Source organism: Bacteroidales bacterium (assembly GCA_014860585.1).
In the GTDB taxonomy this organism is placed as follows: domain Bacteria; phylum Bacteroidota; class Bacteroidia; order Bacteroidales; family 4484-276; genus RZYY01.
In genome coordinates, this window is record JACZJL010000142.1 from 1 (window position 1) to 23669 (window position 23669).

At 44.5% G+C, this 23669-nt stretch carries 19 protein-coding genes; 4 read left to right on the top strand and 15 right to left on the bottom strand.

Translation table 11 applies throughout. The annotated features are described in order from the left end of the window. The 12 genes from IH598_14535 to ygfK all read right to left on the bottom strand — a co-directional run. A partial coding sequence (locus IH598_14535; protein MBE0639732.1) for a hypothetical protein occupies positions 1 to 203 on the bottom strand: 203 nt, incomplete at its 3' end. 350 nt (positions 204 to 553) lie between these two features. Further along, the gene (rpmH, locus tag IH598_14540) at positions 554 to 715 is read right to left on the bottom strand and encodes a 50S ribosomal protein L34 (GenBank protein ID MBE0639733.1); all 162 of its coding nucleotides are present in this window, start codon (positions 713 to 715) and stop codon (positions 554 to 556) included. 198 nt (positions 716 to 913) lie between these two features. Then, a complete protein-coding gene (locus IH598_14545) occupies positions 914 to 1951 on the bottom strand; it encodes an RluA family pseudouridine synthase (protein ID MBE0639734.1) in 1038 nt (345 codons plus the stop codon). A gap of 159 nt (positions 1952 to 2110) precedes the next feature. Further along, positions 2111 to 4255 carry a T9SS type A sorting domain-containing protein gene (locus IH598_14550; GenBank protein MBE0639735.1) on the bottom strand — a complete coding sequence of 715 codons (2145 nt, stop codon included), beginning with the start codon at positions 4253 to 4255 and terminating at the stop codon, positions 2111 to 2113. Beyond that, positions 4256 to 5107, bottom strand: a complete 852-nt coding sequence (locus tag IH598_14555) for a PASTA domain-containing protein (protein MBE0639736.1) — start codon at positions 5105 to 5107, stop codon at positions 4256 to 4258. 142 nt (positions 5108 to 5249) lie between these two features. Next, positions 5250 to 6638 (bottom strand): dihydropyrimidinase, encoded by a 1389-nt coding sequence (gene hydA, locus IH598_14560; protein ID MBE0639737.1) that lies wholly within the window; start codon positions 6636 to 6638, stop codon positions 5250 to 5252. A gap of 32 nt (positions 6639 to 6670) precedes the next feature. Further along, entirely contained in the window at positions 6671 to 6919 is a 249-nt protein-coding gene (locus tag IH598_14565) for a nucleotidyltransferase domain-containing protein (GenBank protein ID MBE0639738.1), read from the bottom strand. 100 nt (positions 6920 to 7019) lie between these two features. After that, positions 7020 to 8291: an amidohydrolase family protein gene (locus IH598_14570; GenBank protein ID MBE0639739.1), complete on the bottom strand. Its 1272-nt coding sequence runs from the start codon at positions 8289 to 8291 to the stop codon at positions 7020 to 7022. A gap of 53 nt (positions 8292 to 8344) precedes the next feature. Beyond that, entirely contained in the window at positions 8345 to 10912 is a 2568-nt protein-coding gene (xdh, locus tag IH598_14575; GenBank protein ID MBE0639740.1) for a selenium-dependent xanthine dehydrogenase, read from the bottom strand. Positions 10913 to 11090: 178 nt separating this feature from the next. Further along, positions 11091 to 12338: a threonine synthase gene (gene thrC, locus IH598_14580; protein ID MBE0639741.1), complete on the bottom strand. Its 1248-nt coding sequence runs from the start codon at positions 12336 to 12338 to the stop codon at positions 11091 to 11093. A 17-nt stretch (positions 12339 to 12355) separates the two neighbouring features. Next, entirely contained in the window at positions 12356 to 13828 is a 1473-nt protein-coding gene (locus IH598_14585) for a pyridoxal-phosphate dependent enzyme (GenBank protein MBE0639742.1), read from the bottom strand. 5 nt (positions 13829 to 13833) lie between these two features. Next, positions 13834 to 17127 (bottom strand): putative selenate reductase subunit YgfK, encoded by a 3294-nt coding sequence (gene ygfK / locus IH598_14590; protein ID MBE0639743.1) that lies wholly within the window; start codon positions 17125 to 17127, stop codon positions 13834 to 13836. 226 nt (positions 17128 to 17353) lie between these two features. On the opposite strand from ygfK, the gene IH598_14595 reads away from it, so the two are divergent. The 3 genes from IH598_14595 (at position 17354) to IH598_14605 (ending at position 19820) form a co-directional block, all read left to right on the top strand. Beyond that, entirely contained in the window at positions 17354 to 17791 is a 438-nt protein-coding gene (locus IH598_14595) for a nucleoside deaminase (protein MBE0639744.1), read from the top strand. Then, positions 17788 to 18954, top strand: coding sequence for a hypothetical protein (locus tag IH598_14600; GenBank protein ID MBE0639745.1), 1167 nt, complete (start codon positions 17788 to 17790; stop codon positions 18952 to 18954). The genes IH598_14595 and IH598_14600 overlap by 4 nt, the downstream gene beginning before the upstream one ends. A gap of 188 nt (positions 18955 to 19142) precedes the next feature. Beyond that, positions 19143 to 19820, top strand: coding sequence for a HesA/MoeB/ThiF family protein (locus IH598_14605; protein MBE0639746.1), 678 nt, complete (start codon positions 19143 to 19145; stop codon positions 19818 to 19820). Here the strand turns inward: IH598_14605 and IH598_14610 are convergent. From IH598_14610 to IH598_14620, 3 genes are all read right to left on the bottom strand, one after another. Beyond that, positions 19817 to 20749, bottom strand: a complete 933-nt coding sequence (locus IH598_14610; protein ID MBE0639747.1) for a hypothetical protein — start codon at positions 20747 to 20749, stop codon at positions 19817 to 19819. The genes IH598_14605 and IH598_14610 overlap by 4 nt on opposite strands. 70 nt (positions 20750 to 20819) lie before the next feature. Next, positions 20820 to 21503 (bottom strand): tRNA (guanosine(37)-N1)-methyltransferase TrmD, encoded by a 684-nt coding sequence (gene trmD, locus IH598_14615; GenBank protein ID MBE0639748.1) that lies wholly within the window; start codon positions 21501 to 21503, stop codon positions 20820 to 20822. A gap of 100 nt (positions 21504 to 21603) precedes the next feature. Further along, on the bottom strand, positions 21604 to 22962 hold the full coding sequence (locus IH598_14620; protein ID MBE0639749.1) for an NAD-dependent succinate-semialdehyde dehydrogenase: 1359 nt from the start codon (positions 22960 to 22962) through the stop codon (positions 21604 to 21606). A gap of 52 nt (positions 22963 to 23014) precedes the next feature. Between IH598_14620 and IH598_14625 the strand changes: the two genes are divergently transcribed. Beyond that, the gene (locus tag IH598_14625; protein ID MBE0639750.1) at positions 23015 to 23668 is read left to right on the top strand and encodes an HAD family hydrolase; all 654 of its coding nucleotides are present in this window, start codon (positions 23015 to 23017) and stop codon (positions 23666 to 23668) included. Position 23669: the final 1 nt, after the last annotated feature.

Here is a 23669-nt window from a genome sequence, read left to right on the forward strand (position 1 = left end):
CACCCGGCCAGGGTCATCATCAAAATCAGAAACGCTGCATTTAGGCTTATTGAGAAGGCTTCAAACACATACATCTGACGGTCAGATTTAAGTCGTCCTCCCCAGATGAACGAATATGGAATGAGCCGCAGAACTATCAAAACATGGAAAACGATGGTGGCTGAAAAAATCGCGATCAGAGCAATGACTGGAATGTTAAGCATTTTGTCAGGATTAATTTTTCAGCAGAAATTTATAACCGGCACTAGTTTTTGGGTGCAAGTTTAAGAAATTATTCATTCATGCCAGAAAACACCCTGATTTTGATTTTCAACGATTTAATTACCCCACCCTAAAGGGAGTAAATCGTTGAAAATCATTGCTCCCTTTAGGGTTGGGGCAACCAATGATTTTCAACATTAAGATTTTCTGGCATGGAAAATTCACATCGGGTCAATGAAAAATTACCAGAATATCAGATTTATTTGTGCTAAAGCTCAAACTTCCGGGCAAAAAAAAAGAAGATGAAATTAATGCATCTTCTTCATTCAGGTCACTTTGTATGTTGACAAGATTAATTTTTGTCGAGTCTTTCGTCAGAAACGGTGAGTCTTTTTCTCCCTTTTGCCCTGCGGCTGGCGAGTACCCTGCGTCCGTTTTTGGTGGCCATGCGTGCCCTGAAGCCGTGTTTGTTGGCTCTTTTACGTCTTGATGGTTGGAATGTTCTCTTGCTCATTGTTCTTGCGTATTTTGGGGTGCAAAAGTAGAACCTTTTTTTAGATTACAAAAACTATTTGCAGATATTTTTTAAAATGTAGAACTGTAACGCCAGGGAAAAAGCAAACAATTTCAAACTAGATATTTGATTAACTGATCTTTAAACCTATTTTTCAATTTCGAACTGATTTAACGGCATAGGGAAAAAGTTCATGGTTTATCCTTCCTCATTCAACATGTCTTTGTGCCTGGCATAATCGCGCCATTTATTAATCACTTCCTGCATATCCTGTGGGAGCGGGGATTCGAAGAGCATTTCCTTTTTTGTGGTAGGATGCGTAAATCCAAGCAGCCGGGCATGAAGCGCCTGTCTCGGCAGAATGCTGAAGCAATTCTGGATAAACTGCTTGTATTTGCTGAAAGTGGTTCCTTTCAGGATTTTATCGCCTCCGTATTTTTCATCGTTAAACAATGGATGCCCGAGGTGACGGAAATGTGCCCTGATCTGGTGCGTTCGGCCTGTTTCAAGGATGCACTCCACGAGGGTCACGTACCCAAACCGTTCTAAAACCCGGAAGTGTGTAATTGCAGGCCGCCCCTGCGATCCATCCAAAAATACAAACATCTGAATCCGGTCGTTCGGGTTACGCCCGATATGACCTTCGATGGTTCCTGCATCTACCTTTATATCCCCCCACACGAGGGCGAGGTATTTCCTGTCGATCGTATGCTCAAAGAATTGTTTTCCCAGGATGGTCTGCGCCATTTCATTTTTCCCGATCAGCAACACGCCGGAGGTATCTTTGTCTATCCTGTGAATCAAGGAAGGATGAACATCCGGTTGCCCCTGGTAATAAAAAGTCAGTGCATTAAGCAGCGTTCCGGTGTAGTTTCCATGCCCGGGGTGCACCACCAGTCCGGCGGCCTTATTCACAACCAGCACATCGCTGTCTTCATACATGATTTCAAAAGGAATATCTTCCGGGATTACCTCAAACTCCCTAACGGGGCCTGGCAGAAGGATGGAAATGACATCTCTTGGCTTAACCTTATAGTTGGGTTTCACCGGGTGGTCATTTACCAGGATATTACCCGCTTTGGCGGCATTCTGAACCTTGTTGCGGGAGACGCCTTCGAGCCGGTTGAACAGGAATTTATCAATCCTGAGCAGGCTTTGCCCGGGATCAACAGCAATGCGATAGTGTTCGTAAAGATCGTCCTGCTCGTCGATGATATCCTGATTGAATTCTTCCATCATGTTTTATTTGTCTTTGGTTAACGGGGAAAAAATATGTCCAACATGCTACAATGCTCACAACAAAATCCCGAAAGTATGTTGGAGTGTTGACACTGAAATAAAATTTGCCGGGTATGGGGTTGATGTCATCAACCTTAAGACCTGGGTGCCTGCTGATCATTTTCCAATCACCAGTTTCTGAACCATTGCGGATTGTTGCTGCAGATCAGTGAGTCGCAACAGGTAAACACCAGTTTTCAGATCACTAAGATCAATTGTTTGAGTATATCGGCTTTCAAACACTTTTTGTCCTACCAGGTTAAAGACTTCGATATGCAAATGTTGCAACTTCTCTTCGTCCAACTCTACGATTTTGGGGTTTTGACCATCATCCTGGAAAACCTGGAAGATAAAACTCACCTGCCCGTTGTATGTTGGATTGGGAACAATCAGGAACTGGTCCGTTACAGTGCTTTTTACTGCCGGCTCCTCCTTTAATTTTTCGCCAAGCAGCGGTCTGATCATCAGCGCACCATTGAAACCTGAATTCAGCCATTCACCGGTCACATTATAATACATATTGTCACTGGCATCATTCCCGGAATCAAATCCAATGTTGAGGTTATGACTTGTACGCTGAATCCATCCCACATAAAATGTTCCCTGTACCGGCACAGCAGAATCAAGATGATAGGTGTAAAAGCTGTTGAGTTCCTCACTAAACCTTGGTTTCTGACGTTCGAGTATGTAAATCAGGTCACCCGGTCTCCCGTTGAGGTCGCTCCAGACGGCAAGGTCAAAAAACTGTTCGTTAGCACCGGTAAGTGTTTTGTTGAAGTACATCTGTATTGCTCTGAGGGTGTCGCGCCGGCTCAGGTCAAAACGGTAGGCCAGTTGAGCGCCGGCAGGTGAAAGGCCATAGCCAAACTCGGGTGTGCCGTCGTCGTAAGCGTAATAATTATAGAACTTCTGCCTGAAGCGTAAGGTGTCAACAAGCCCCAGCTGCAGGTCTCCTTCAAGGTAATGGGTGATGTCGAAGTAAATACTGTCACGATCACCGAACGGTGGAAAAAAGCTGGTGACCGGGGGGAAAGCAAACGATGAGATTGTAGTGTAACCCCATTGATTAAAAGGCCGCAAGTCGCCACTACCTCCATCCCAACCGAAGTGAAATGTTCCCACATCACTTTTAACCTCATAATAGTACTTTGCCGTTTGGTTACCATTATCAAGGTTGCTGATGAACATCTCCAATCCGAGTTTCATCACACCGGTGGGATCGTTGCTGTACTGATAATAGGGCATACTTTGGTACTTTTCGAGGAATGAGGGGGCAGTTCCGACAAACGAAAGTGCTTTATGTGTAGTGTCGAGCCTGCTGCGGCCTTTGTCGAGTAAAACATAATCAATGTTCCACTGGTCGCAGTTGCTTTGCCAACTTTGAAGGTTATCGTTTGAAATACTCGCATAATTAAAGAACCGGAACTGAAAATCACTTCTGAAATAATTGGTATCCACAATTGGAATCATCACCTGCCTGAAGTAAAAATCACCATTTCTAACGAGAAAAGTATCTAATGGCATGCCTTCAGCGGCCCAAACGCGTTCCCATTTGGTAGCCGGCACAAAAACTGAGTCGCAGGGTAAAGTTACCAGGTCGGTGTAAAGTAACGTATCAGTAACGATGAACTCCCAGCTTGGATCGCAGGGCGAAATCAGAACATCTCCCGGAAAAAGGGTGTCAACTCCATAAATACTCGCTTCCACGGTGATAGAATCTACTTTTTTGAAGTCCCACTCTTCGGTGTAATAGCCAAACTCAAGCACCAGCGAGTCCTGCACCTGGGGGTCGTTCGCCCGTCCCTGCGGCTGGTAATAGAAACTGAGATAAACCGAATCCGCAGGAGTTAACAAAGCAGGTTGTGGAGAAAAAACGGAATCCAGCCGTATTGGCTTTGATGTAAGATGATCGGCGACAAACTGAAGGAAATTGGCCTCGCCATAAATACTGCCGTTTGCATCAATGGCATCAAATGTCGCAACATTCCAGGTTGGCGGGAAAAGCGGATAGTCATTATTGATGAAAACATCATTATCCATCCAGTGTGATGTATCCGGGTAAAAGCTTTGCTGTTTAAAATTATCGAAAAACGGGAGTTTAACAGGAACCGGTTTTACAAACACTGATGATTTTACATTTGCCGGATTTTCATTTTTGCCTATAATCAAAGGATTTTCTGACAATCCGGTAAGAATTTCCTGTCCGTTGAGCGAATTAACCCAAATCATTGAGAGCAATATGTAAAATAAATATCTTGTCATTTATTCGGTCTCTGTTTGAGAATCAAAAAATTCATCTGAAATCCTCGTTGAATCTGCAGTATAGCTGTTAATCAGGGAATCAAAATTAAAGGTAAGGTCTGATTTAAACCACAAGTCAAAGTATTGTCCGTATTCAGCCATCTGATCGGCGCCACCATCAGGTTGCTGTGAATAGACACGCAAATGTTGGGGATCGCGTAAATCTGTATAATTCAGAGAGCCAACGTTAAAGGATGATTGATTCAGTATATTTATGGCTTCGGCTTCTGTTTTTCCAATTAAAAAAGGGATGGGAATCTTCTCCTCTTTTAAACCTTTACCAAGCACAAGTTCAATTGCAGAGCCTTTTAGTACATCAGTTCCCGCCGAAATGGCTTTACCTTCAAAATTTTGGGCAAGCACCGCATTTTTTGCCATATTGGAAATGTATTCCAGTTTTGCAACCTTGAGCCCTGCTGCTTTTAACCCTGCCAGCGCCTGTCGGAGCGAAAGATCGACTAAATCTGGCATCCTGACCGTTTCGGGTTGCGACGTAACCACAGTGAGGTAGATTTTTCTACCACTTTTGACTTTGGAACCCGGAGGAGGATCCTGCAAGACGATGGCGCCCTTTTGCAAATTGTCATCAAAAATAGAATCAATAATGAGAAACCTGAAATGACCTTCAGGGTCGAATTGATCCAGATCATTTACCTGAATACCGATCAAACCGGGAACTTCAATGGCTTCACCGTGACTGGTGTAAAGTGCAAGCAGTTGCAATGATAACCAGAATAGTAAAACCCCGCCAATAAGCGACAATGCAAGGTGCTTGAAAAATATTCTGCTGATTAAAAACTTCTTAATCCCCATTAAGGTCTGTTTCTTTTTAATATCAATGAGTCCGGTTTTAAATGCCTTTTAATTAACTTTAAACCCGTTGATTTATTGCTGATTTCGAGTGCAAAGGTAATATCTGATGAGTAATGAAAAAGTCATCTGTTGAAAACCGCGATTATTCCATTATTGGTTTTTGCCTGTTGAGGTATTCACCCTGAATGCCATCGAGGTAAAACTCATTTTTACTGAAAACGATCTTTCCTTTAAGCAGCACCATTTCAGGCGCACCTTTGGTAGCAAGTCCTTCGTAGATATTCGAATCGCAGCGCTGGTAATGATTTTTTGCTGAAATGATATGCTTTTTATCGGGGTTCCAGATCACAATGTCAGCATCCAGCCCGGGTTGGATTGCGCCCTTTTTATGACTGAGTCCAAAGATTCTGGCGGGATTTGTTGAAATGAGCGCCACCCAGTCATTCAGGGATAACCGGTTGGGTAAAACGCCGGAAGTGAACAGCAGTGCAGGTCTGTGCTCCACGCCACCGGCGCCGTTGGGAATCAGGGTAAAGTTTTCGGCTCCATTTGCTTTTTGACCTTCAAAGTTAAACGGACAATGATCGGTAGCCACAACACTGATGGTTTTGTCTTTCAGCGCTTTCCAAAGTTTAAAGCGATCAAAACTACCTCTCAGAGGGGGGCTCATTACAAATTTGGCAGACGCTGCAAATGATTGCGAATACACCTGCTCATCCAGTAAGAGATATTGCGGGCAGGTTTCAGCCAGAACCCTGATACCCGAATCCTGCGCTTCGGCGATGAGCTGAATCGAGGGGGCGCCGGACACATGAACAATATAAAGCGGGCAATTCAGTATTTTGGCATAACTGATGGCTTTCAGCACTGCAGTTGCCTCAGCCTCAACAGGCCTGGATTTTGGATGCCATTCCGGAGCGGTTTTTCCCTCGCTGAGATATTTTTTCTGCAAATGGGTAATCAGTGCGTCATCCTCGCAATGCAACATCACCATACCGCCGGCATTGCCCACTGCTTCCATGATCAGTGCGAGCTGTTTATCGTCAATTCCTATAGATTTCTGATAAGCCAGGTAAAGTTTAAAAGATGAAATACCATGATTCCTGATACAATCATCAATTTCTCTTTCAGTATGGTCATTCCAGTTAACGAAACTGGCGTGAAGTCCATAATCAATCAGCGACTTAGCTGCAGCTTTTTTTCGTTTTTTCAGCGCATCCGCCATTTTTTCCCCTTTTCCGGGGGTAATAAAATCAATGATCGTCGTGGTTCCGCCCGCTAATGCTGCCTTTGTTCCGGAATAGAAATCATCACATGAAGTTCCATAGGGGGTTTCGAGTTCCATGTGAACGTGGGGATCAATGGCGCCGGGAATAATGTAAAAACCATCAGCATCAATGATTTCATCTGCCTCAGGAATTTCATTTGAACGGATAACATCTGCGATGACGCCATCCTCAATCAGCACACTGCCTGTGAAAGTTTCATCGACAGTAACAATCAAGCCGTTGGTAATGAGTGTTTTTTTCAAGATAAAAATATTGGGTATTTGGTCTGATTGATTTATTCAATAAAAAAAGGATTCTTTAAAGAACGTTCGTTAACAATATCCACCTCTCTATTTAGAAGTTCTTTCAAATCATAATATAAATCCCACAAATGGCCTCCAGCTAAAACAGGATCTAATCCATCCTTAAGACTTATCAAGAAGTCCACATCGCTATCATTGTTGAATTTGCCGGTAACTGCAGAGCCAAATAGTGATGCGCTTTTTACTTCATGTTTTTCCAACAAATTTAGTATCATAGCCATTTGGGATTCCAATGATGGATGTAGTTTCATCTTAGTTTTGCTTTGTATAATAAACAAAATGAACTGGGTTTTATTTTGTTTTCATTTGACGTGAAATAGTTTATCGTCGCAATCTCTCCCAAAGCTTATCTCCCATCTGTCTTGCAAATTTTAGAATTTCATCCTCATCAGCCAGTACCAGGCGACGGTCATTTACCACCAGTTTTCCTCCAGCAATGACATGTTTAACATGGGAAGCATCAAATCCATAGATAAAATGTCCTGCAAAGTTGGCGCGATGGATTGTTGTTGGCGAATTGTAATCAAGCACAACAAGATTGTTTCCGCCGTCCCCTTTGAACGGGTTTTGCTGCAGATAATGATGAACATTTCTCAACCGACGGTACATGTCTGCAGGACTATACGTACTAACCTTTAAACCAGCGAAGTAAGCATATTGCGCACTCCGGATCATATTGCTGTGCATTCCGTCGGTACCGAGCATAATACGTTCAAGCATCGCTGTAATATCAAAAATCCCCACCTTATTATTGAGGTTACTCTCCATATTTTCAACCACCCAGGCCTTACTTCCGGAAAGTATTTCTTTTTCATTATCATCCAGGTGAAGACAATGTACGAGAAGACTTTTGGGTGAATGCAGAAATCCAAAATCCCGCAAGCGCTCAACAACGGACTTTGAATAGTTGGCCTGGCAGTGTTCCTGGTCGTATTTATCTTCCGCAGCGTGAATGTGTACTCCCGAATTATATTTTTGCATTAAAAGTGCCGCCTGTTTCATGGTCGGATCACTTACTGTAAACGATGCATGAAGCCCTACCAACCCCTGGCGGTATTTCAGATAATTTTCGGTATGATGCAACCCTTCGGTTGCTTTTTCCATTCCATCGCGGTCGGAAACCTCGTAGCACAGCAAGTGCGAAAGGCCAACGCGGTCAAAAGCTTGAGCGATAACATCCAAAGAATTGCTGATTGCAAAAGGCGAAGCATGATGGTCGATCACAAAAGTGACGCCGGCTTTCAGGCTCACCATGGCGGCGTAGAGAGCGCTGGCTTCGATCATTTCGAGGTCAAGGCTTTTATCGAGTTTCCACCAGACGTATTTCAGTTTTTCGTGAAAATTTGCCGGTGGGGTTTGTGGGGGTGGCATACCGCGTGAAAGTGCCGAGTAAATGTGATGGTGAGCATTGGCAAATGATTTTGTGACCAAAAGTCCGGTGCAATCAATGATGTGATTGGCAGGTGTTTGATCTGGAATGATTTCAGGGAATTGTAAAGGCAGATCAACGCCTTGATCTACCTGAATGTTTGTTATTTTGAAATCAAGGGTTTGCCAGTCGATGAACGTTGCATTTTTCAGGAATAATGACATAGGAATACGGGTTAATCGGAAATTTTATCGAAAAACGTTTTTACAAAAATAACCTATTTGACCGATTCTTCCCTTTGAAGCGGCAATTTGTATCTCCTCACTTTATCGAACTGGTAAAACGCATTGGCAACCGCAGCAGCCGTGGGAACCAGTCCGATTTCACCGATTCCTTTGGCGCCGTATGGCCCGACAGGATCAGGCACTTCGACTACCCTGACCTCTACTTCCGGCATTTCATCAGACCGGAGGATTTTACAATGGCGCAACTTATCCGAAACCAGATGACCATCATTCATCGGCAAATCTTCAGTCAATGCATAGCCCAATCCCATGTGCACAGCGCCTTCTATCTGTCCTTCAAAAAGCTGTCGATTTAACAGATAGCCTACATCATGGGCTGCGATGACTTTCCGGATGCTTCCCTCGTCGTTTAATAACACCAGTTGTGTGGCATAGCCATAAGCAAAATGTGTAACAGGATTAGCGGCATGTGTACCGGGTTTTGTTGTCCAGTCACAAACAAATTTTCCAAAATAGACATTGCCTTTCAATGTTTCAGCAGATTGAGCTTCAAGGTCACGTTTAATTAATCTGCAAGCATCTATGATGGCATTTCCCAGCAGTGCCGTTGCCCTGGAGGAGGTTGTCATCCCTGTTACCAGACTATCGCCAGTATCAACACTCACCTCGATATTTTCCGGTGGCAGTCCGGTTTCTTTACAAAAGATTGTGATCGCCATGGCATGTACCCCCTGCCCCATTTCTGACCAGCCATGGGAAATGATAATTTTCCCGTTGTATTCAAACTTTATTTTTACAAAACTTTCGTCAATCATTCCATTACCAACACCGGTGTTCTTTATTCCGCAGGCCAGTCCGGCATATTTACCAGCGTAAAAATCTGCTTTTACAGCTTCCAATGTTTTCCTTACGCCAACACCTTTCCCAAGTCTTTGGCCTGTGGCAGTTACTGAACCTTCAGTCAGTGCATTAATATAGCGGAATTGCCAACGGTCGAAGCCTCCTTTTTCGCACAACTCATCAAGTAACGATTCGATGGCAAAAGTAACCTGGTTCACACCAAACCCCCGCATGGCGCCGCTCGGGATATTATTCGTGTAAACGGTTTTGGCCTCGAGGTCGGTGTTTGGAATGTGATAGGCGCCGGAGGCATGCCCTACAATACGTTCCATCACTTTTATGCCGACAGAGGCATAAGCGCCGGTGTCGCCGGTGGCTTCAAGTTTAATGGCAGTGAGATTTCCTGCGCTGTCACAGGCCAGTTTCATTTTCATCCATACAGGGTGTCGCTTGGGATGCATCCGGATGGATTCTTCGCGGGAAAGTGTAAGCCTGACGGGTTGTTTCAACAGCCAGGCAAAAAGGCTGACATGCCCCTGCACGGTCATATCCTCTTTGCCGCCAAAAGCACCGCCGGTGTGTACCTGCTGAATCCTGACCTTTTCCTCCGAAATGCCAAGTAATGTTGCAACCTGCCTTCTGTCCACATACACACCCTGACCCTGGCTGCAGAGTTTAATCCCATCAGCCATAGGCTCCGCCAGTGCAGATTCCGGCTCGAGAAACCCATGCTCAATGCGCTGGGTTGAAAACTCTCCTTCGGCAATATAGGCTGCGTTTTCAAAAAATCTCTCAGGGTTTCCCCAGCGGACAATACATTTTTCAAGCAGGTTAGGCTGACCCTCATGTACTAAGGGACTTTCCGGTCTGAGTGCCTTAAATGGATCTGAGACCGGTTCCAGAACTTCGTACTCAATTTCAATTAATTGTGCTGCCTGGCGGGCTGTTTGGCGATCGGATGCCACAACGCCAGCCAAAACATCGCCGATATAACTTGTGGTTTCATTCACATGGATCATCAGGGGCCAGTCCTGCTGGATGAGACCGGTTTTTGGATTTCCGGGAATATCTCCGGCAGTGAAAACTCTGATTACACCAGGGAATTGCCTGGCTTGATGTGTGTCAATTTTTAAAACCTTTGCGCGGGGATGGTCACTAAATCGAAGCGCTGCGTGCAGCAGCCCATCCTGCCGGAGATCATTCACAAAGGGCAGATGACCGGTGGCCAGTTGTTTAGACTGGTATTTTGGAAGAAATTCAGTTTTGTCAATAGATCTGTTCTCGTCGATTTTATCCTGACCTTTTCTCAGATTCTTCAGCGCCTCCACAATGGCATCAATAATCTTTACATAACCGGTGCAGCGACAAAGGTTCTGACGCAAAGCAATTGCAATTTCGGCTCGTGTGGGATTTGGATTTTCAGTGAATAAAACTTTGGCCCTCATCAGAAATCCCGGGGTGCAGAAACCACATTGCACAGCGCCTTTTCCAACAAAAGCATTGGATAAAACAAACAACACCGGAAGTGGAATCCCTTCGAGGGTGGTTACATGAACACCATTAAGCTTTTCCAGTTTCATGACGCATGAAAGGCGCGCTTTTCCATCAATTTCGACCATACAGGCGCCACATGCGGCCTGCCCGTTACAGCCATCCTTTACCGAAACAATCCCTTGCTGGTCACGAAGAAAATCCAGCAACGAAATTGACCCGTCGCCATTATAGCTGATCTTTTTTCCGTTTAAACTGAAATTGATCATTAATGAAGATTCTCAATTAAACATTTGTTGGTTGAACATTCAGGCGAATTACCTGAACATTTTGCCTTTTACAAACCGAATTTTCCAATTAATTCCAGAAAGAAAACTCTCTTCATTTGATTTTCAACAAATGAAGCTATCTTACTCACACTAATTCGCAAAATAAACCTGAAATGAACTATAAATCAAGAAGGTTAAGCACAACTTTGGCATCGCAGGCAACCGCCTTTGGGAAATCAAGGTATTTTTTAACCGCTCCTGTGTCTTTCATGCCCGATCCTGTGATCAAAACCAGGTTGTTTGAATCTTCGGGAATCAAATGTTCGCGGTGCATTTTCAGAAACCCGGCCAAGGCAGCAGCGGCAGAAGGCTCTGCAAAAATTCCGGTGTTGCGGGACAATTGAAGTGAGGCCTGCATAATCTCTTCATCACTCACTTTAACGGATTTCCCATGATATTGCTTCATATAATTGGCTGTCATATGGAAATTTCTTGGCACATCCACCGAAATCGAGTCTGCAATGGTTTTTGACTTTACCGACTTGAATTCACTTCTGTCAAGATTGTCAACCAGGTTGGGGCTTCCTTCAGCCTGCACGGCAACAATGGTGGGCATTGTATCGGTGATGTGGAGTTTGATTAATTCCTCAAAACCCTTGTACATAGCTGAAATGATCACTCCGTCGCCTACCGGGATAAAAATTGTATCTGGCAGGACACCGAGCAGTTCGTCATAAATTTCGAAAGCCGCTATTTTCTTTCCTTCGATGGTGAAAGGATTATATGCGGTATTCCGGTTGTACACTCCTGTTTTCCTGGTCAGTTCAAGGCTAAGCTCGAATGCGTCGTCGTAGGTTCCTTTAACCGGGATTAAAGTGGCGCCAAACATCATAATCTGTGTTAATTTCTCAACCGGCGCATTTTCCGGAACAAGAATAATGGCTTTCTGCCCCTGTGCTGCACAAATGCCAGCCATCGAAGAGCCCGCGTTGCCTGTGGATGCAGTGATGATTGTACCAATCCCTTTTTGCGCAGCATAAGCTGATACTACAACCGAAGCCCTGTCTTTGAATGAAAGCGTTGGATTGCGTGCGTCATTTTTGATATACAGTGTAGCTTTTAGCGGTTTTCCTTCAAAATTATCTACTTCATACATGGGGGTGTTGCCGATTTTAAGTCCCGGGATACTTTCAACCTCATCAATGGGCAGCAGATCGATGTAACCATCATCCTTGAGAATGGCAAACAGGTTTTCGCTCAAAATGTCCTCACGGATCATGGTGTAATCATAGTTAACCTTCAACACACCAAGGAGTGGCTGTCCGGGTTTATTTTTTGGTTCGCAACCGGGGCAAAGGTAAATTACATCATCGGTTTCAATTTCTCTGCCGCAGGTCACACATTGATAACTGAATTTTTGGTTCATCTCCGTTTTATTTAGGGTTATTTGTATTCGTTAATCACTCCGGTTCGCTCATTAAAAGCTATAATTTTCCGGTCCCATTCATCCACCATTTTCCAGGAGTTTTTCCAGTAGTTTTCATCGTACCACTGGGCATTGAGCTCTTCTACAGTCTTTCCCTGCTGCTCAATCCAGGTAAAATACTTCAGGTTATGAATGCGCTTTTTTTCATAATAACCAAGTTCGATCAGGTAATCGGTCGACAGGCCTGCAATACCCGAATAGAAATCCACTGCCGCCTGCTGCGCGGTGTAATTCCCATGTGCTTTGTGTTCTTCGGCCAGTCTCGATTTATACATTTCCATCGAATCAGTTGCGACGGTGAAGATAATATCATTTTCGTTCAGCTCGTAAAACTTAGCCATTTTTATGCATCCCATCATATTAGCTATGGAGGAAATGCCCATCAGGTGGAGTTTTTCGACCAGTTCAGGGCTAACGTTGGCTTCATCAACAAGGAATTTCTTTCCTTCTTGTTCATTAAACAGGCGCATGATGCTGATGTTGGCTTCATCGTCAATGCCGGCTACCATGTCAAGATTTTTTACATTGAAAATCCAGGGAATATGTTTATCGCCGATACCTTCGATACGATGGCCGCCATAACCATTGTACAGCATGGTGGGGCACTGCAACGCTTCACCGGCACAAACTTTTACCAGAGGGTGCTTTTCTCTTATAAAATCACCTGAGCCGAGTGTGCCTGCAGATCCCTGCGTCAGGAATAGGGCGCTGAATTTTGAATTGGGGGTTTTGACTTTTTCAAATACTTCCTGCATAGCTGGTCCGGTAACGGCATAATGCCAAAGTGGATTTCCAATTTCGCTGAACTGGTTCAGGGTAACAATCTGATCACCCCGCTCTGCTTCCAGTACTTTCACTTTATCATAGATCTCTTTTACATTGCTCTCACAACCATGTGTGGCAAAAATCTCAGCGCCAACTTTACGCAGCCATTCAAAACGCTCCTGCGACATCCCCTCCGGCAGCACGGCTATGGATTCACAACCCAGCAGGTAGGAGTCGTAAGCGCCGCCACGGCAATAATTCCCTGTTGATGGCCATAGCGCCTTTTGTCGGGTAGGATCGAACCGGCCGGAAATCAGCTTTTCAACCAACGGCCCAAAGGTAGCCCCTACCTTATGCGCTCCCGTTGGAAAATATTTCCCGATCAGGACAATAATCCTTGCTTTCACGCCGGTCAACCCGGAAGGGAGTTCTAAGTAATTCACATCACCAAAACCACCGCCAAACTCAGTCGGCTCGTTTTTCCAGGTAATCCTGAAAAGGTTTAATGTGTTCAAATCCCACAATCCCAGCTTACGGAGTTTATCCTTTATTTTGTCCGGAATCAATTCCGGGTTCCGCATTTGCTGATATGTTGGTATTATAATGTGCCGGTCGCGACATCGCTGCACGGTATTATCCAAAACTTTTTCTGTCTCTTTATCCATTTTGCTTAGATCAAATTTTTCGTTGCCTGGTAAATCATCTTCATTTCGGTAATTTCAGGAAGTTCGATACTGCCACCTTTTTCAGTGAATACATCAATATGCTCTATGGCAAAGGTTTTCTTGTTTAATATGGCCATGCAATCGTCATTTTCGAAAATCATCGCATCCCAGTTTTCGGAAAGAATGCTAAGGTTGCCATTTTTCTTCATGGTCAGATGAACCAGCTTTCCATCTTTAGCCAGGAGGAAGCCGGAGGTTTCGTTTTTAAAACTATCCTTTTCGAAGTGCAGCCTCATTTTATCTTTATACGGGACTCCCGCTGTGGGGCAAAATGTTGTACAGTTTCCGCACTCATTGCACCAGTCGGCAATATTGATGACCTGGTATTTCTGTCGGACATCAAGTTTTCGTTTGAATTTTACATTGAAGAAATCATCGCCATATTTCACAATGGGGATATCCAGCTCCTCTGTATTTATTTCAAAGCCGAAGAAAGCATGATTAGGACAAACGCTCACGCAAACGTTACAAATTACGTCGCATTGCAGACACCTGGCAGCTTCATAGTTCGACTGCAATTTCGTTAACGGAGAGATGACCAGATTGAAGTTTCGCCGTTCATCAGCAGGAAGAATTTTTTGCCTGACAGCCGCTTCGCGTCTTGTTTTTTTGATTTTTAAACCGGCAAATTCATCATTACTGAGCATTTTGATTGGCGGCTCGGTAGGGGAAATTTTTTCCTTCTTCATGATCTCAATGGCTACTTTCCGACCATCACCGATAGCTTTAATTGCTGTAGCAGCACCCCGCAAAGCATCGCCACCAATAAAAACATTTTCAATTTTGGTCTGGTAGGAGCCATTTCTTGTTTTCAGCAAATCAGCGTCCACAAAATCTATATCCAACTCCTGACCAATGGCAGGAATAATAGTATCAAATTCATAGCTATGATCCGAATCAGGTATTTCGACAGGCAAAGGTCTACCGCTGCTGTCCGTTCCCTTAAACTCCATATCGAGGCACTCCAGCCCTGTTACTACGCCATTTTCTTCCAATATTTTGATGGGTGAAACCAACTCAATAAATTCAATTCCCTCATCCATCACGGCTTTTATTTCACCACGATCGGCCGGCATCTCGTTGATCGTCCGGCGGTAGATTATTGTTACTGAACCGCTGTCGCCAACCAGCCGAAAGGCAGTTCGTGCAGCATCCATAGCCGTATTTCCGCCACCAATAACGGCAACATTTTTACCTATGGCAACGTCCCCGTTGCGTTTTGCTTTTCTGAGGAACTCCAATGGGTCCAATACCCCAACGGCATCGCACCCTTTTAAATTTAGCTTTCGGGAAACCTGGGCACCTGTTGCTATATATGCATAATTATAATTTTTGCAAATACTTTCGAATTTCTGTTTATCTATTTTTTGACCTTCTATAATGTTTACTCCACTTTTCTTTATCCGCTCAATGTCTTTGGCGATGTTGGGGTCAGACAGTCTGAACGTAGGAATTGCACCTGAAATCATGCCCCCGGCTTTGTTCTCTGTTTCAAAAACATCCACCTGAAAACCGGCCTGATTGAGGAACCATGCACACGACAAGCCTGATGGTCCGGCGCCAATAATGGCAACTTTCTTCTCTATTTTTTTCGCTGCTATGGAAGTTTCCAGCGTATCACCGTTGATATTCTCAGCCACATATCTTTTTACTTCACGAATCATAACCGGTTCATCATAGTTTATACGCGTACATTTCGTCTGGCATAAATGGTCACAAATAGCCCCGGTGACAGATGGAAAAGGATTGTTGGCAATTATATATCTGAAAGCATTTTTAATATCATCCTTACCGGCATGCCAAAGGTAATCCGGGATATGCTGGTTGGTGTGACACTTCCCGATACAGGGAGCGGCGATGCAATCATATGGGTTTAATGGTCGTTCAGTCTTTATATCAGTGCTTTGAAAAATATTTTTCTGATAGGCCTTGTTGTTTAACGTATGTATTGCGTACCCTTTCAGGTGATCAAGCGCTGCAGTGCTTGCATTGTATTCTGTGCTGGTTTTAAGAATATACTCAAAAACGTTTTTAGCCTGCACCTGAGCAAAAGCCTTCGACAATTGCTCAAAATATTGCACCAATCGGGCATAGCCACCTGGTTTCAGCAGGTCGGAACAAACGGTGATGGTGCTAAAACCACAGGTAATCAGTTTAGATATATTAAAACAATCGGCTCCACCTGAAAAGGACAACTGCAGGTTACCTTCAAATTTTGTTTGCAGGTTGGCGGCCAGATTCACGGCAATTGGATGCAACGCATTGCCACTAAGGTATATTTTCTCTTCTTTTTCGGGCAAACGCTTTTTCTTGTTAAAACACTCAAGGGTATTGCTTAACTTAAATCCAAGCGCCAGTTTCATCTCTTCAGCCGTCTTTTGGAGATTTTGAATCAAAGCAATGGCATCGGCATATTGCAGGTCATTTTCAAAAGATGAATCGGGAATTCTAACATCAAAACCACGTTCCTGGTTCAGAATAGCTCTCACCGAGCGGGCTCCAAGCAATGTAGGGTTAAATTTGACGGTAGTATGTAATTTTTTATCCACCATCAGGTATTTGACGATATATTCAATTTCACGTGAAGGGCAGCCATGCATGGTCGATAGTGTAACGCTGTTTGATATCTCCGAAGGTATCCTGAGGGTTGTGATTGCCGGATACAAGTGTTTGACCGAACGTATTTTCTCCGCCAGTTCTGCACTACAATCTTTCATTTTATCAATAAACCATTGCACTTTCCGGCTTCTTACCTGGTCGAGGTTATAACCTATGCTCATATTAAAAATGGTCCCAACCTCCACATTCTTGCGAAGACTGGAATATAACCGGTGATGCAGCACATGAATTAATATCCATGCATTAAGGTATTGATCAAAGGAATCGGATATCTCCAATTCCTGCGACCATTCGCAGTTGTAGCCTTCATACTGCATGTCGATGCAGGGCTTTGTCACTTCAAGATGATCATTTTCCTGAATGGTCTTTAACTCAATAAACCTCGCTCCACATAGCCATCCCGAAACGATGTTCTGCGCTAATTGGGTATGCGGACCGGCGGCGAGACCAATAGGATTATGGAGGGTTTTTCCACCCGACTTAGTGTATAAAAAGTGATTTTGCCAGGGTTTATAAAATAATTTCTCGGGAATACCTAAAATCTCCGATTTGGTGTCAAGGTCTTTGAGAATAAGTTGCAGCAGTTGCTCCAGCGATGGAGGATAGAATTTATCAGACATTTGAATTTTCTTGTGGTCAACGATGCGCAAATGTAAGTATTAATCAGAAGGTAATTATCTATATTTTTGTAAAAAATGATAATTTTTATTGAATTTAAATTGTAAATCCTAAATCCCTGATTCATTAATTTTGTATTAAATTGTCTATTAATAACTTAAAGTAATTTCACCGGATAAAACCAAAATAAACACTTTGCATTTCAGTTTGATTGCAAACAGTTGAAAAATGAAAATTTCTGACGAGCAATTTATGGCCTTGGCAATTTTGGAGGCAAAAAAAGGAAAAACGCCTTTTGGATGTGTAATTGTGTCCGACAATGAAATTGCAACCAGGGCGCACAATACGGTGAAGACCGATCAGGATCCCACAGCCCACGCAGAAATCAATGCTATCAGATCACTCTTTAAAAACAAACAACTTAATCCGGCTGATTTGACTCTATATACTACCTGTGAACCTTGTCCCATGTGCATCAGCGCCACCATATTTGCCGGAATTGGCAGAGTCGTTTTCGGGGTTTCAATCACTGAAATCAGCCAGTATTACCGACAAATCACGATTCCCAGCATTGAAATAACAGAGCGTGGATTTTCTAACATTGAAGTTAAAGGCGGTGTATTGTATCAGGAATGCTTAGCTTTGCTGAAAAATCACGGTTTATGATACCTGCCCGAATGCTCGCATTTGACAAAGCACCTGCGGAAATTTTTACCCGGGGCGAAAAGAATTTGAGAAAATTCTTTAGCGGATTCGATTTTGACTTTTCTTCTGCCAGTCCTTTTTTGTTGATCTTCCTGAGCGGGGGGTCTGAGCGGTCTGCCATTGAATCGGTAGCTAAAAATCACTTTTATATACTACTTGCTTTCGAAGAAAACAATTCGTGGGCTGCCGCTACCGAAACCAAAGCCTGGATGGATCAAAACAATATCGACTGCCTGCTGGCGGATATGAATAATGCCGGGGATCGTACAATGGTCAGCCTGTTTTTAAACACAATAACAGCCCTCGAACGATTAAAAGGAAAAAAAATAGGGCTGATCGGTGAAGTATCAGATTGGCTGATTGCCTCAGATATCGAAAGAGATCTGCTGGTTGACAAACTCGGAATAAGGTTGGAAAAGATCAACTGGAACAGTGTCCCGGACTTTAAATCTCTTGATCCCGATCCATCATTTTTAGAAAAATATTCATACAAAAACCTCGGGGCTATTATAGAGGCTGCCAAAGTTCAGCATGCATTGAGCAAGATCAGGGAAGTACGTCAATTGGATGCATTAACCATCGAGTGCTTTTCGCTGGTGCAAACTGAAGGGGTGACCGCCTGTCTTGCCCTTTCCTATTTCAACGACAAGGGAATACCGGCCGGTTGCGAGGGCGATCTCGTGAGCATGGTTGGAATGATGCTGGTTCAGGCAATAACCGGGATCATTCCCTGGATGGCCAACCTGGTAAAAGTAGGGTCCGACCTGGTGAAATTTGCCCATTGCACGGCGCCAACCCATCTGCTTGAAACCTTCGACATTGACACCCATTTTGAAACCGGAAAAGGGACTGCTGTCGCCGGGAAATTTGCGGGTGAAACGATCACGGTTTTCAGATTAAACAATTCCCTGGACAAAGGATTTCTTACCACAGGGCAGATCACTGCAAAACATCAAAGCCCGGAACATGCATGCCGCACAATGATTGAGGTGAAACTGTCATCAGGCAAGATCAACCAACTGAAGAACCATCCGTTGGGAAATCATCATCTGATTGTTCCGGGAAATCAATGTGAAACGCTCGAAATGGCCTGCAGAATAATGGGGGTTAAATTGATAAAGTAGCGATGGATAAACAAGTATCGAATTAAAGTCTGAGGAGGTGGTTAACAAAACTCAATAGACACAAGCTGTAACTTTGCGAATCTCTGCGTAAAATCTCTGCAGCTCTCTGCGGTAAAACCACTTTACGACTTGCTCATTTTTGATTAAATTGAAAATATTGAATGTATGATCAGAAAAAAAATTGACAAATGAACCGTTACATCAAGAATCAGAACATGCTTTCGGAAGAAGAGAACCTGCGGCTGAGGGAATTCAGCGTGGCTGTTGCAGGCTGCGGAGGGCTTGGCGGATACCTCATCGAAATGCTGGCACGACTTGGCATTGGCCACATTACAGCCATTGATGGTGATGTTTTCGATGTTTCAAATCTCAACCGGCAATTGCTTTCTTTACCTGAAAACATTGGAAAATCCAAGGCTTTGGCTGCAAAACAAAGAGTGGCTGTTGTAAATCCTGAAATTACCGTTACCGCTATCGAATCATTTCTGACAAAAGAAAATGCAACCGAACTCCTTTCCGGTCATCATGTGATCTGCGATGCGCTCGACAGCATTTCAGCAAGGCTCTTAGTTCAGAAAGCAGCTGAGGAACTTGAGACACCAATGGTTCATGCAGCAATCGCAGGCTGGTATGCGCAGGTTTGCACCATTTTCCCCGGCGAACGGACATTAAACAGCATTTATCCCATTGATTTCGATAAAGGTGAAGAAACAGATTTTGGAAACCCCTCATTCACGCCGGCACTCGCAGCTTCGATTCAGGTAGCAGAGGTGTTGAAAGTCATGCTTCATAAAGACCACCCGCTTCGGAATAAGCTGCTCACTATCAATTTACTTGATCATGAATACACGATAATTGAGCTTTAATCTCTCTTACCCGGAGACTTACGATCCTGATTTTCCGGAAAAAGCCCTTGCTTCGGACTGGTTTGAGGGTTTTGGCTGCTTATACCGGAAGCGCGTACATCAATGTCCTGAAAAAACTGCCAGTGATCTTTCTTAAAGATCAGTGCATCAAAGGTATCGTATGAGGGAATCTGCGCCTGGAAAAACCGGCCTAAAGCCGCGTCGTTCCCAACCAGGCGGCTGAAAACAATCATCCAGCCGTGCTTTTTTCTTTTTCCCGGGAGCAATTGCTCTTCATAAGCCAAATGAAAAGGTACCTGGTCGGTAAACTCAAAAATCACCCTGTTTTGCAGGTTTCCCTGTTCCGTCTGAAACGCCGGCCATCCGAACACAGGTTCTCCATTTTCTTTAAAGACAAGGGTTTCGATAATGCGGCAGGCTTTTCCGGATGACTCCCCTACCCAACCGAACATCGTAAAAATGTTAACTTTTCCCGATTTATTTTCGATCATACGGTAATAAACAGCGCCCGGCCAATTGTCGCAAGCGTAGGATTGATCTGTGTTTCTGATTCCGCCATTGTCTTTCAGCTCAACAACGTTAGCTACAACTCCTTTGGAAATTTTTTGCAGAAAACCATAATAGCTGTGGCGGGATTCGGAAAGAGGAACCGTCCAGGTGATCAAACGAAAATCAAAACCTGCGGAAGAAACCACTTTGACAAACTTCAACGAATCGAAAGGGAAAGTGAGCGATTGAGGGGTGGAGAGAAAATCAGTCAGCATCACCAGGATTGAGTCATTGGCTGCAAGCTTTACCGGGTCAGATTGAGGGCTGTAGATGATTCCCGCAATGGAGTCAAATTTCATGATGAGTAAAGAATCAGGAATCTGAGCTGACATTACCTGCAAATTATCAAAGAGGAAAATAAGGAAGATAAGATTACGCATGGCATTCAGTGGGTTTTTGAAACGAACGAAAAGCAATGATATTTTTCTAATTAATTCCAATGTTACTCTCTTACCCCCTTTCATCCAACATTTCAGGTCTCCGCTCCCTGGTCCTTTCCATGGCCTTTTCCATCAGCCAGTCATTGATCTTTTTTTCATCTCCGGAGATCAGAATATCAGGGACTTTCCAACCATTGTAATCTGCAGGGCGTGTATAGACCGGCGGACTGAGCAACCCGTCCTGGAAGGAGTCGGAGAGTGCGGAAGTTTCATCGCCAAGCACGCCGGGTATCAGCCTGACAATGCTATCAGTGACTACGGCAGCCGCCAGTTCGCCGCCCGAAAGCACGTAGTCGCCAATGGAGATTTCCAGGGTAATATAATGTTCGCGCAGCCGCTCGTCAATGCCTTTGTAATGGCCGCAGAGCAGGATAATGTTTTCAAGTGTCGAAAGGCGATTGGCAATGGGCTGATTAAATTGTTTTCCATCCGGGGTCAGGAAAATGATTTCATCATATTTCCGCTCTGATTTCAGTTTGTCAATCAAATCGGCAATCGGCTGGATCATCATCACCATGCCGGCGCCGTGACCGAACGCGTAATCGTCCACCCGGCGATGCTTGTTGGCAGCATAGTCGCGGATGTTGTGCAGGTGTATTTCGGCTAATCCTTTATCCACAGCACGTTTCAGGATGGAATGGCTGAAAATCCCTTCGAACATTTCAGGGAATATAGTCAGGATGTCTATTCTCATTTAAATCAACTTTTTAAAATATTTGGTTAAAAAAAACTCTCTTAGAAGGTTCATCACTCTGCCTACTGCCTACTGCCTACTGCCTACTGCCCTCTGCCCACTATTTTATCCAAATCGTCTTCATATTCACAAACTCCTTTATCCCATAGCTTGCCAGTTCGCGGCCGTACCCGGAAGATTTGATTCCTCCGAACGGCAGTCGCGGATCGGATTTTACCATGCCATTTACAAATACTGCCCCTGACTCAATTTGACGCGCGAAGGCAATCCCTCTCCCGGTATTTTTTGTCCACACACAGCCACCCAATCCGAATTTACTGTTGTTGGCTGATCTGATGGCTTCCTGCTCGTTTTCGACAATGATGATGGCCATCACCGGACCGAAGGTTTCTTCGTTGAAAACCGGCATTTCCTCAGTAACATGAGTGATGATGGTCGGCTCAAAGAAAAATCCGTCGCCCTCAATTCGATTTCCACCCAACTCAACCCTGGCGCCCATTTTCACCGAACGCTCAATCTGAGCTTTCAGGTCGTCAACAAGATCAGGCCGGGCCAGGGGACCGAAATCAGTCGCCGGATCAGTAGGGTCGCCGGTTTTCAGGGATGCCATTTTTTGTTTGACCAATCCGGTAAACTGATCGGCAACCTCTTTCACCACAATAAACCGTTTAGCCGCAATGCAACTTTGTCCGGAGTTGATCATCCGTGCAGTAACCGCAGTTGAAGCGCAAAGTTCCAGGTCGGCGTCAGTCAGCACAATAAATGGATCGGCGCCGCCAAGTTCCAAAACGGTCTTTTTCAGGTTTCTGCCTGCTGCTTCTGCTACTTTGCTGCCTGCTGCTTCGCTGCCTGTGAGGGTTACAGCTTTGATTACCTCATTTTCGATTACCTTCTCCACTTCGCTTCCGGGAATCATCAACGTGCGGAAAATATTTTCAGGGAATCCGGCATCGCGAAACACCGATTCGATGGCCAGCGCGCAACCGGGAACGTTGGAAGCATGTTTCAACACGCCTGCATTCCCGGCCATCAGTGTCGGAGCAGTAAACCGGAACACCTGCCAGAAGGGGAAATTCCACGGCATCACGGCCAGCACAGTGCCCAGCGGCTCGAAAGCCACAAAACTTAACCCGGCGTCAGTTTCAATCACTTCGTCAGCGAGGAACTTTTCGGCATTGTTGGCATAAAAATCGCATACCCACGCCGATTTCTCCACCTCAGCTTCTGCTTCACGGATCACCTTTCCCATCTCTAAAGTAATCAAACGGGCATATTCAATTTTACGCTGCCTGAGTAGGTTTGCTGCATTTTTCATCAATTTAGCCCGTTCATCAAAGCCCGACTTTCTCCATAATAGTTGAGCTGCATCAACCTGTTGAAGAATCTCCCCAACTTCGACCGAACTATGTTCCGGATATTCAGCAATCAAATTTCCGTTAGCGGGGTTAATACTTTTCATCGTTGTAAGGCTGGAAGTTTAATTTTGCGAAATTAACTTTTTCGACCAAAACATGGCTTCAAACCTTTTGAAAAACACACAGGCAATCATCTGGGACTGGAACGGAACGCTGCTCGACGACCTGGATGTGTGTATCAACGCGATGAACAGGATGCTAAAAAAACGCAATTACCCGCTGCTCACCGAAGCGCGCTACAAGGAGATTTTTACCTTCCCCGTTCAGGATTATTATGTCAAAGCCGGGTTCGATTTCAGCCGCGACGACTGGGATAGGGTGGCTATGGAGTTTATCGCCAATTACCGGGAAAATGTTCACCGGTCGGTATTGCATCATGAGGTCATCAATATTTTGCAGCAATTCAGGTTACTGGGAAAGCGGCAATTCATCCTCTCGGCCATGCAGCAGGACTTTCTGATGGAAACCATTTCCGCAAGACTTGATCCCTCTATGTTTGAAACCATCGCCGGCCTGAACGACCATTACGCCGCCACCAAAGTTGAAAACGCCCGGCTGCTCGTCCAGGAGATCGGTTTGCCAAAATCAAAGATCATCATGATCGGCGACACGATCCACGATTTTGAAGTGGCTGAGGAAGCAGAGATAGGCTGCATACTGGTGGCAAACGGGCATCAGTCGAAGAAGAGGCTGGAGGGCACCTGGGCAAGAGTAATTGAAGAGTTGAGAGAGCTTTATTTTAAGTTGTAAT

What these genes read in the sequence shown, in the direction of transcription:
- rpmH (MBE0639733.1), bottom strand. Translation starts at nt 715, where the DNA reads ATGAGCAAGAGAACATTCCAACCATCAAGACGTAAAAGAGCCAACAAA.
- IH598_14545 (MBE0639734.1), bottom strand. Translation starts at nt 1,951, where the DNA reads ATGGAAGAATTCAATCAGGATATCATCGACGAGCAGGACGATCTTTAC.
- IH598_14550 (MBE0639735.1), bottom strand. Translation starts at nt 4,255, where the DNA reads ATGACAAGATATTTATTTTACATATTGCTCTCAATGATTTGGGTTAAT.
- IH598_14555 (MBE0639736.1), bottom strand. Translation starts at nt 5,107, where the DNA reads ATGGGGATTAAGAAGTTTTTAATCAGCAGAATATTTTTCAAGCACCTT.
- IH598_14565 (MBE0639738.1), bottom strand. Translation starts at nt 6,919, where the DNA reads ATGGCTATGATACTAAATTTGTTGGAAAAACATGAAGTAAAAAGCGCA.
- IH598_14570 (MBE0639739.1), bottom strand. Translation starts at nt 8,291, where the DNA reads ATGTCATTATTCCTGAAAAATGCAACGTTCATCGACTGGCAAACCCTT.
- xdh (MBE0639740.1), bottom strand. Translation starts at nt 10,912, where the DNA reads ATGATCAATTTCAGTTTAAACGGAAAAAAGATCAGCTATAATGGCGAC.
- thrC (MBE0639741.1), bottom strand. Translation starts at nt 12,338, where the DNA reads ATGAACCAAAAATTCAGTTATCAATGTGTGACCTGCGGCAGAGAAATT.
- IH598_14585 (MBE0639742.1), bottom strand. Translation starts at nt 13,828, where the DNA reads ATGGATAAAGAGACAGAAAAAGTTTTGGATAATACCGTGCAGCGATGT.
- ygfK (MBE0639743.1), bottom strand. Translation starts at nt 17,127, where the DNA reads ATGTCTGATAAATTCTATCCTCCATCGCTGGAGCAACTGCTGCAACTT.
- IH598_14595 (MBE0639744.1), top strand. Translation starts at nt 17,354, where the DNA reads ATGAAAATTTCTGACGAGCAATTTATGGCCTTGGCAATTTTGGAGGCA.
- IH598_14600 (MBE0639745.1), top strand. Translation starts at nt 17,788, where the DNA reads ATGATACCTGCCCGAATGCTCGCATTTGACAAAGCACCTGCGGAAATT.
- IH598_14605 (MBE0639746.1), top strand. Translation starts at nt 19,143, where the DNA reads ATGAACCGTTACATCAAGAATCAGAACATGCTTTCGGAAGAAGAGAAC.
- IH598_14610 (MBE0639747.1), bottom strand. Translation starts at nt 20,749, where the DNA reads ATGCGTAATCTTATCTTCCTTATTTTCCTCTTTGATAATTTGCAGGTA.
- trmD (MBE0639748.1), bottom strand. Translation starts at nt 21,503, where the DNA reads ATGAGAATAGACATCCTGACTATATTCCCTGAAATGTTCGAAGGGATT.
- IH598_14620 (MBE0639749.1), bottom strand. Translation starts at nt 22,962, where the DNA reads ATGAAAAGTATTAACCCCGCTAACGGAAATTTGATTGCTGAATATCCG.
- IH598_14625 (MBE0639750.1), top strand. Translation starts at nt 23,015, where the DNA reads ATGGCTTCAAACCTTTTGAAAAACACACAGGCAATCATCTGGGACTGG.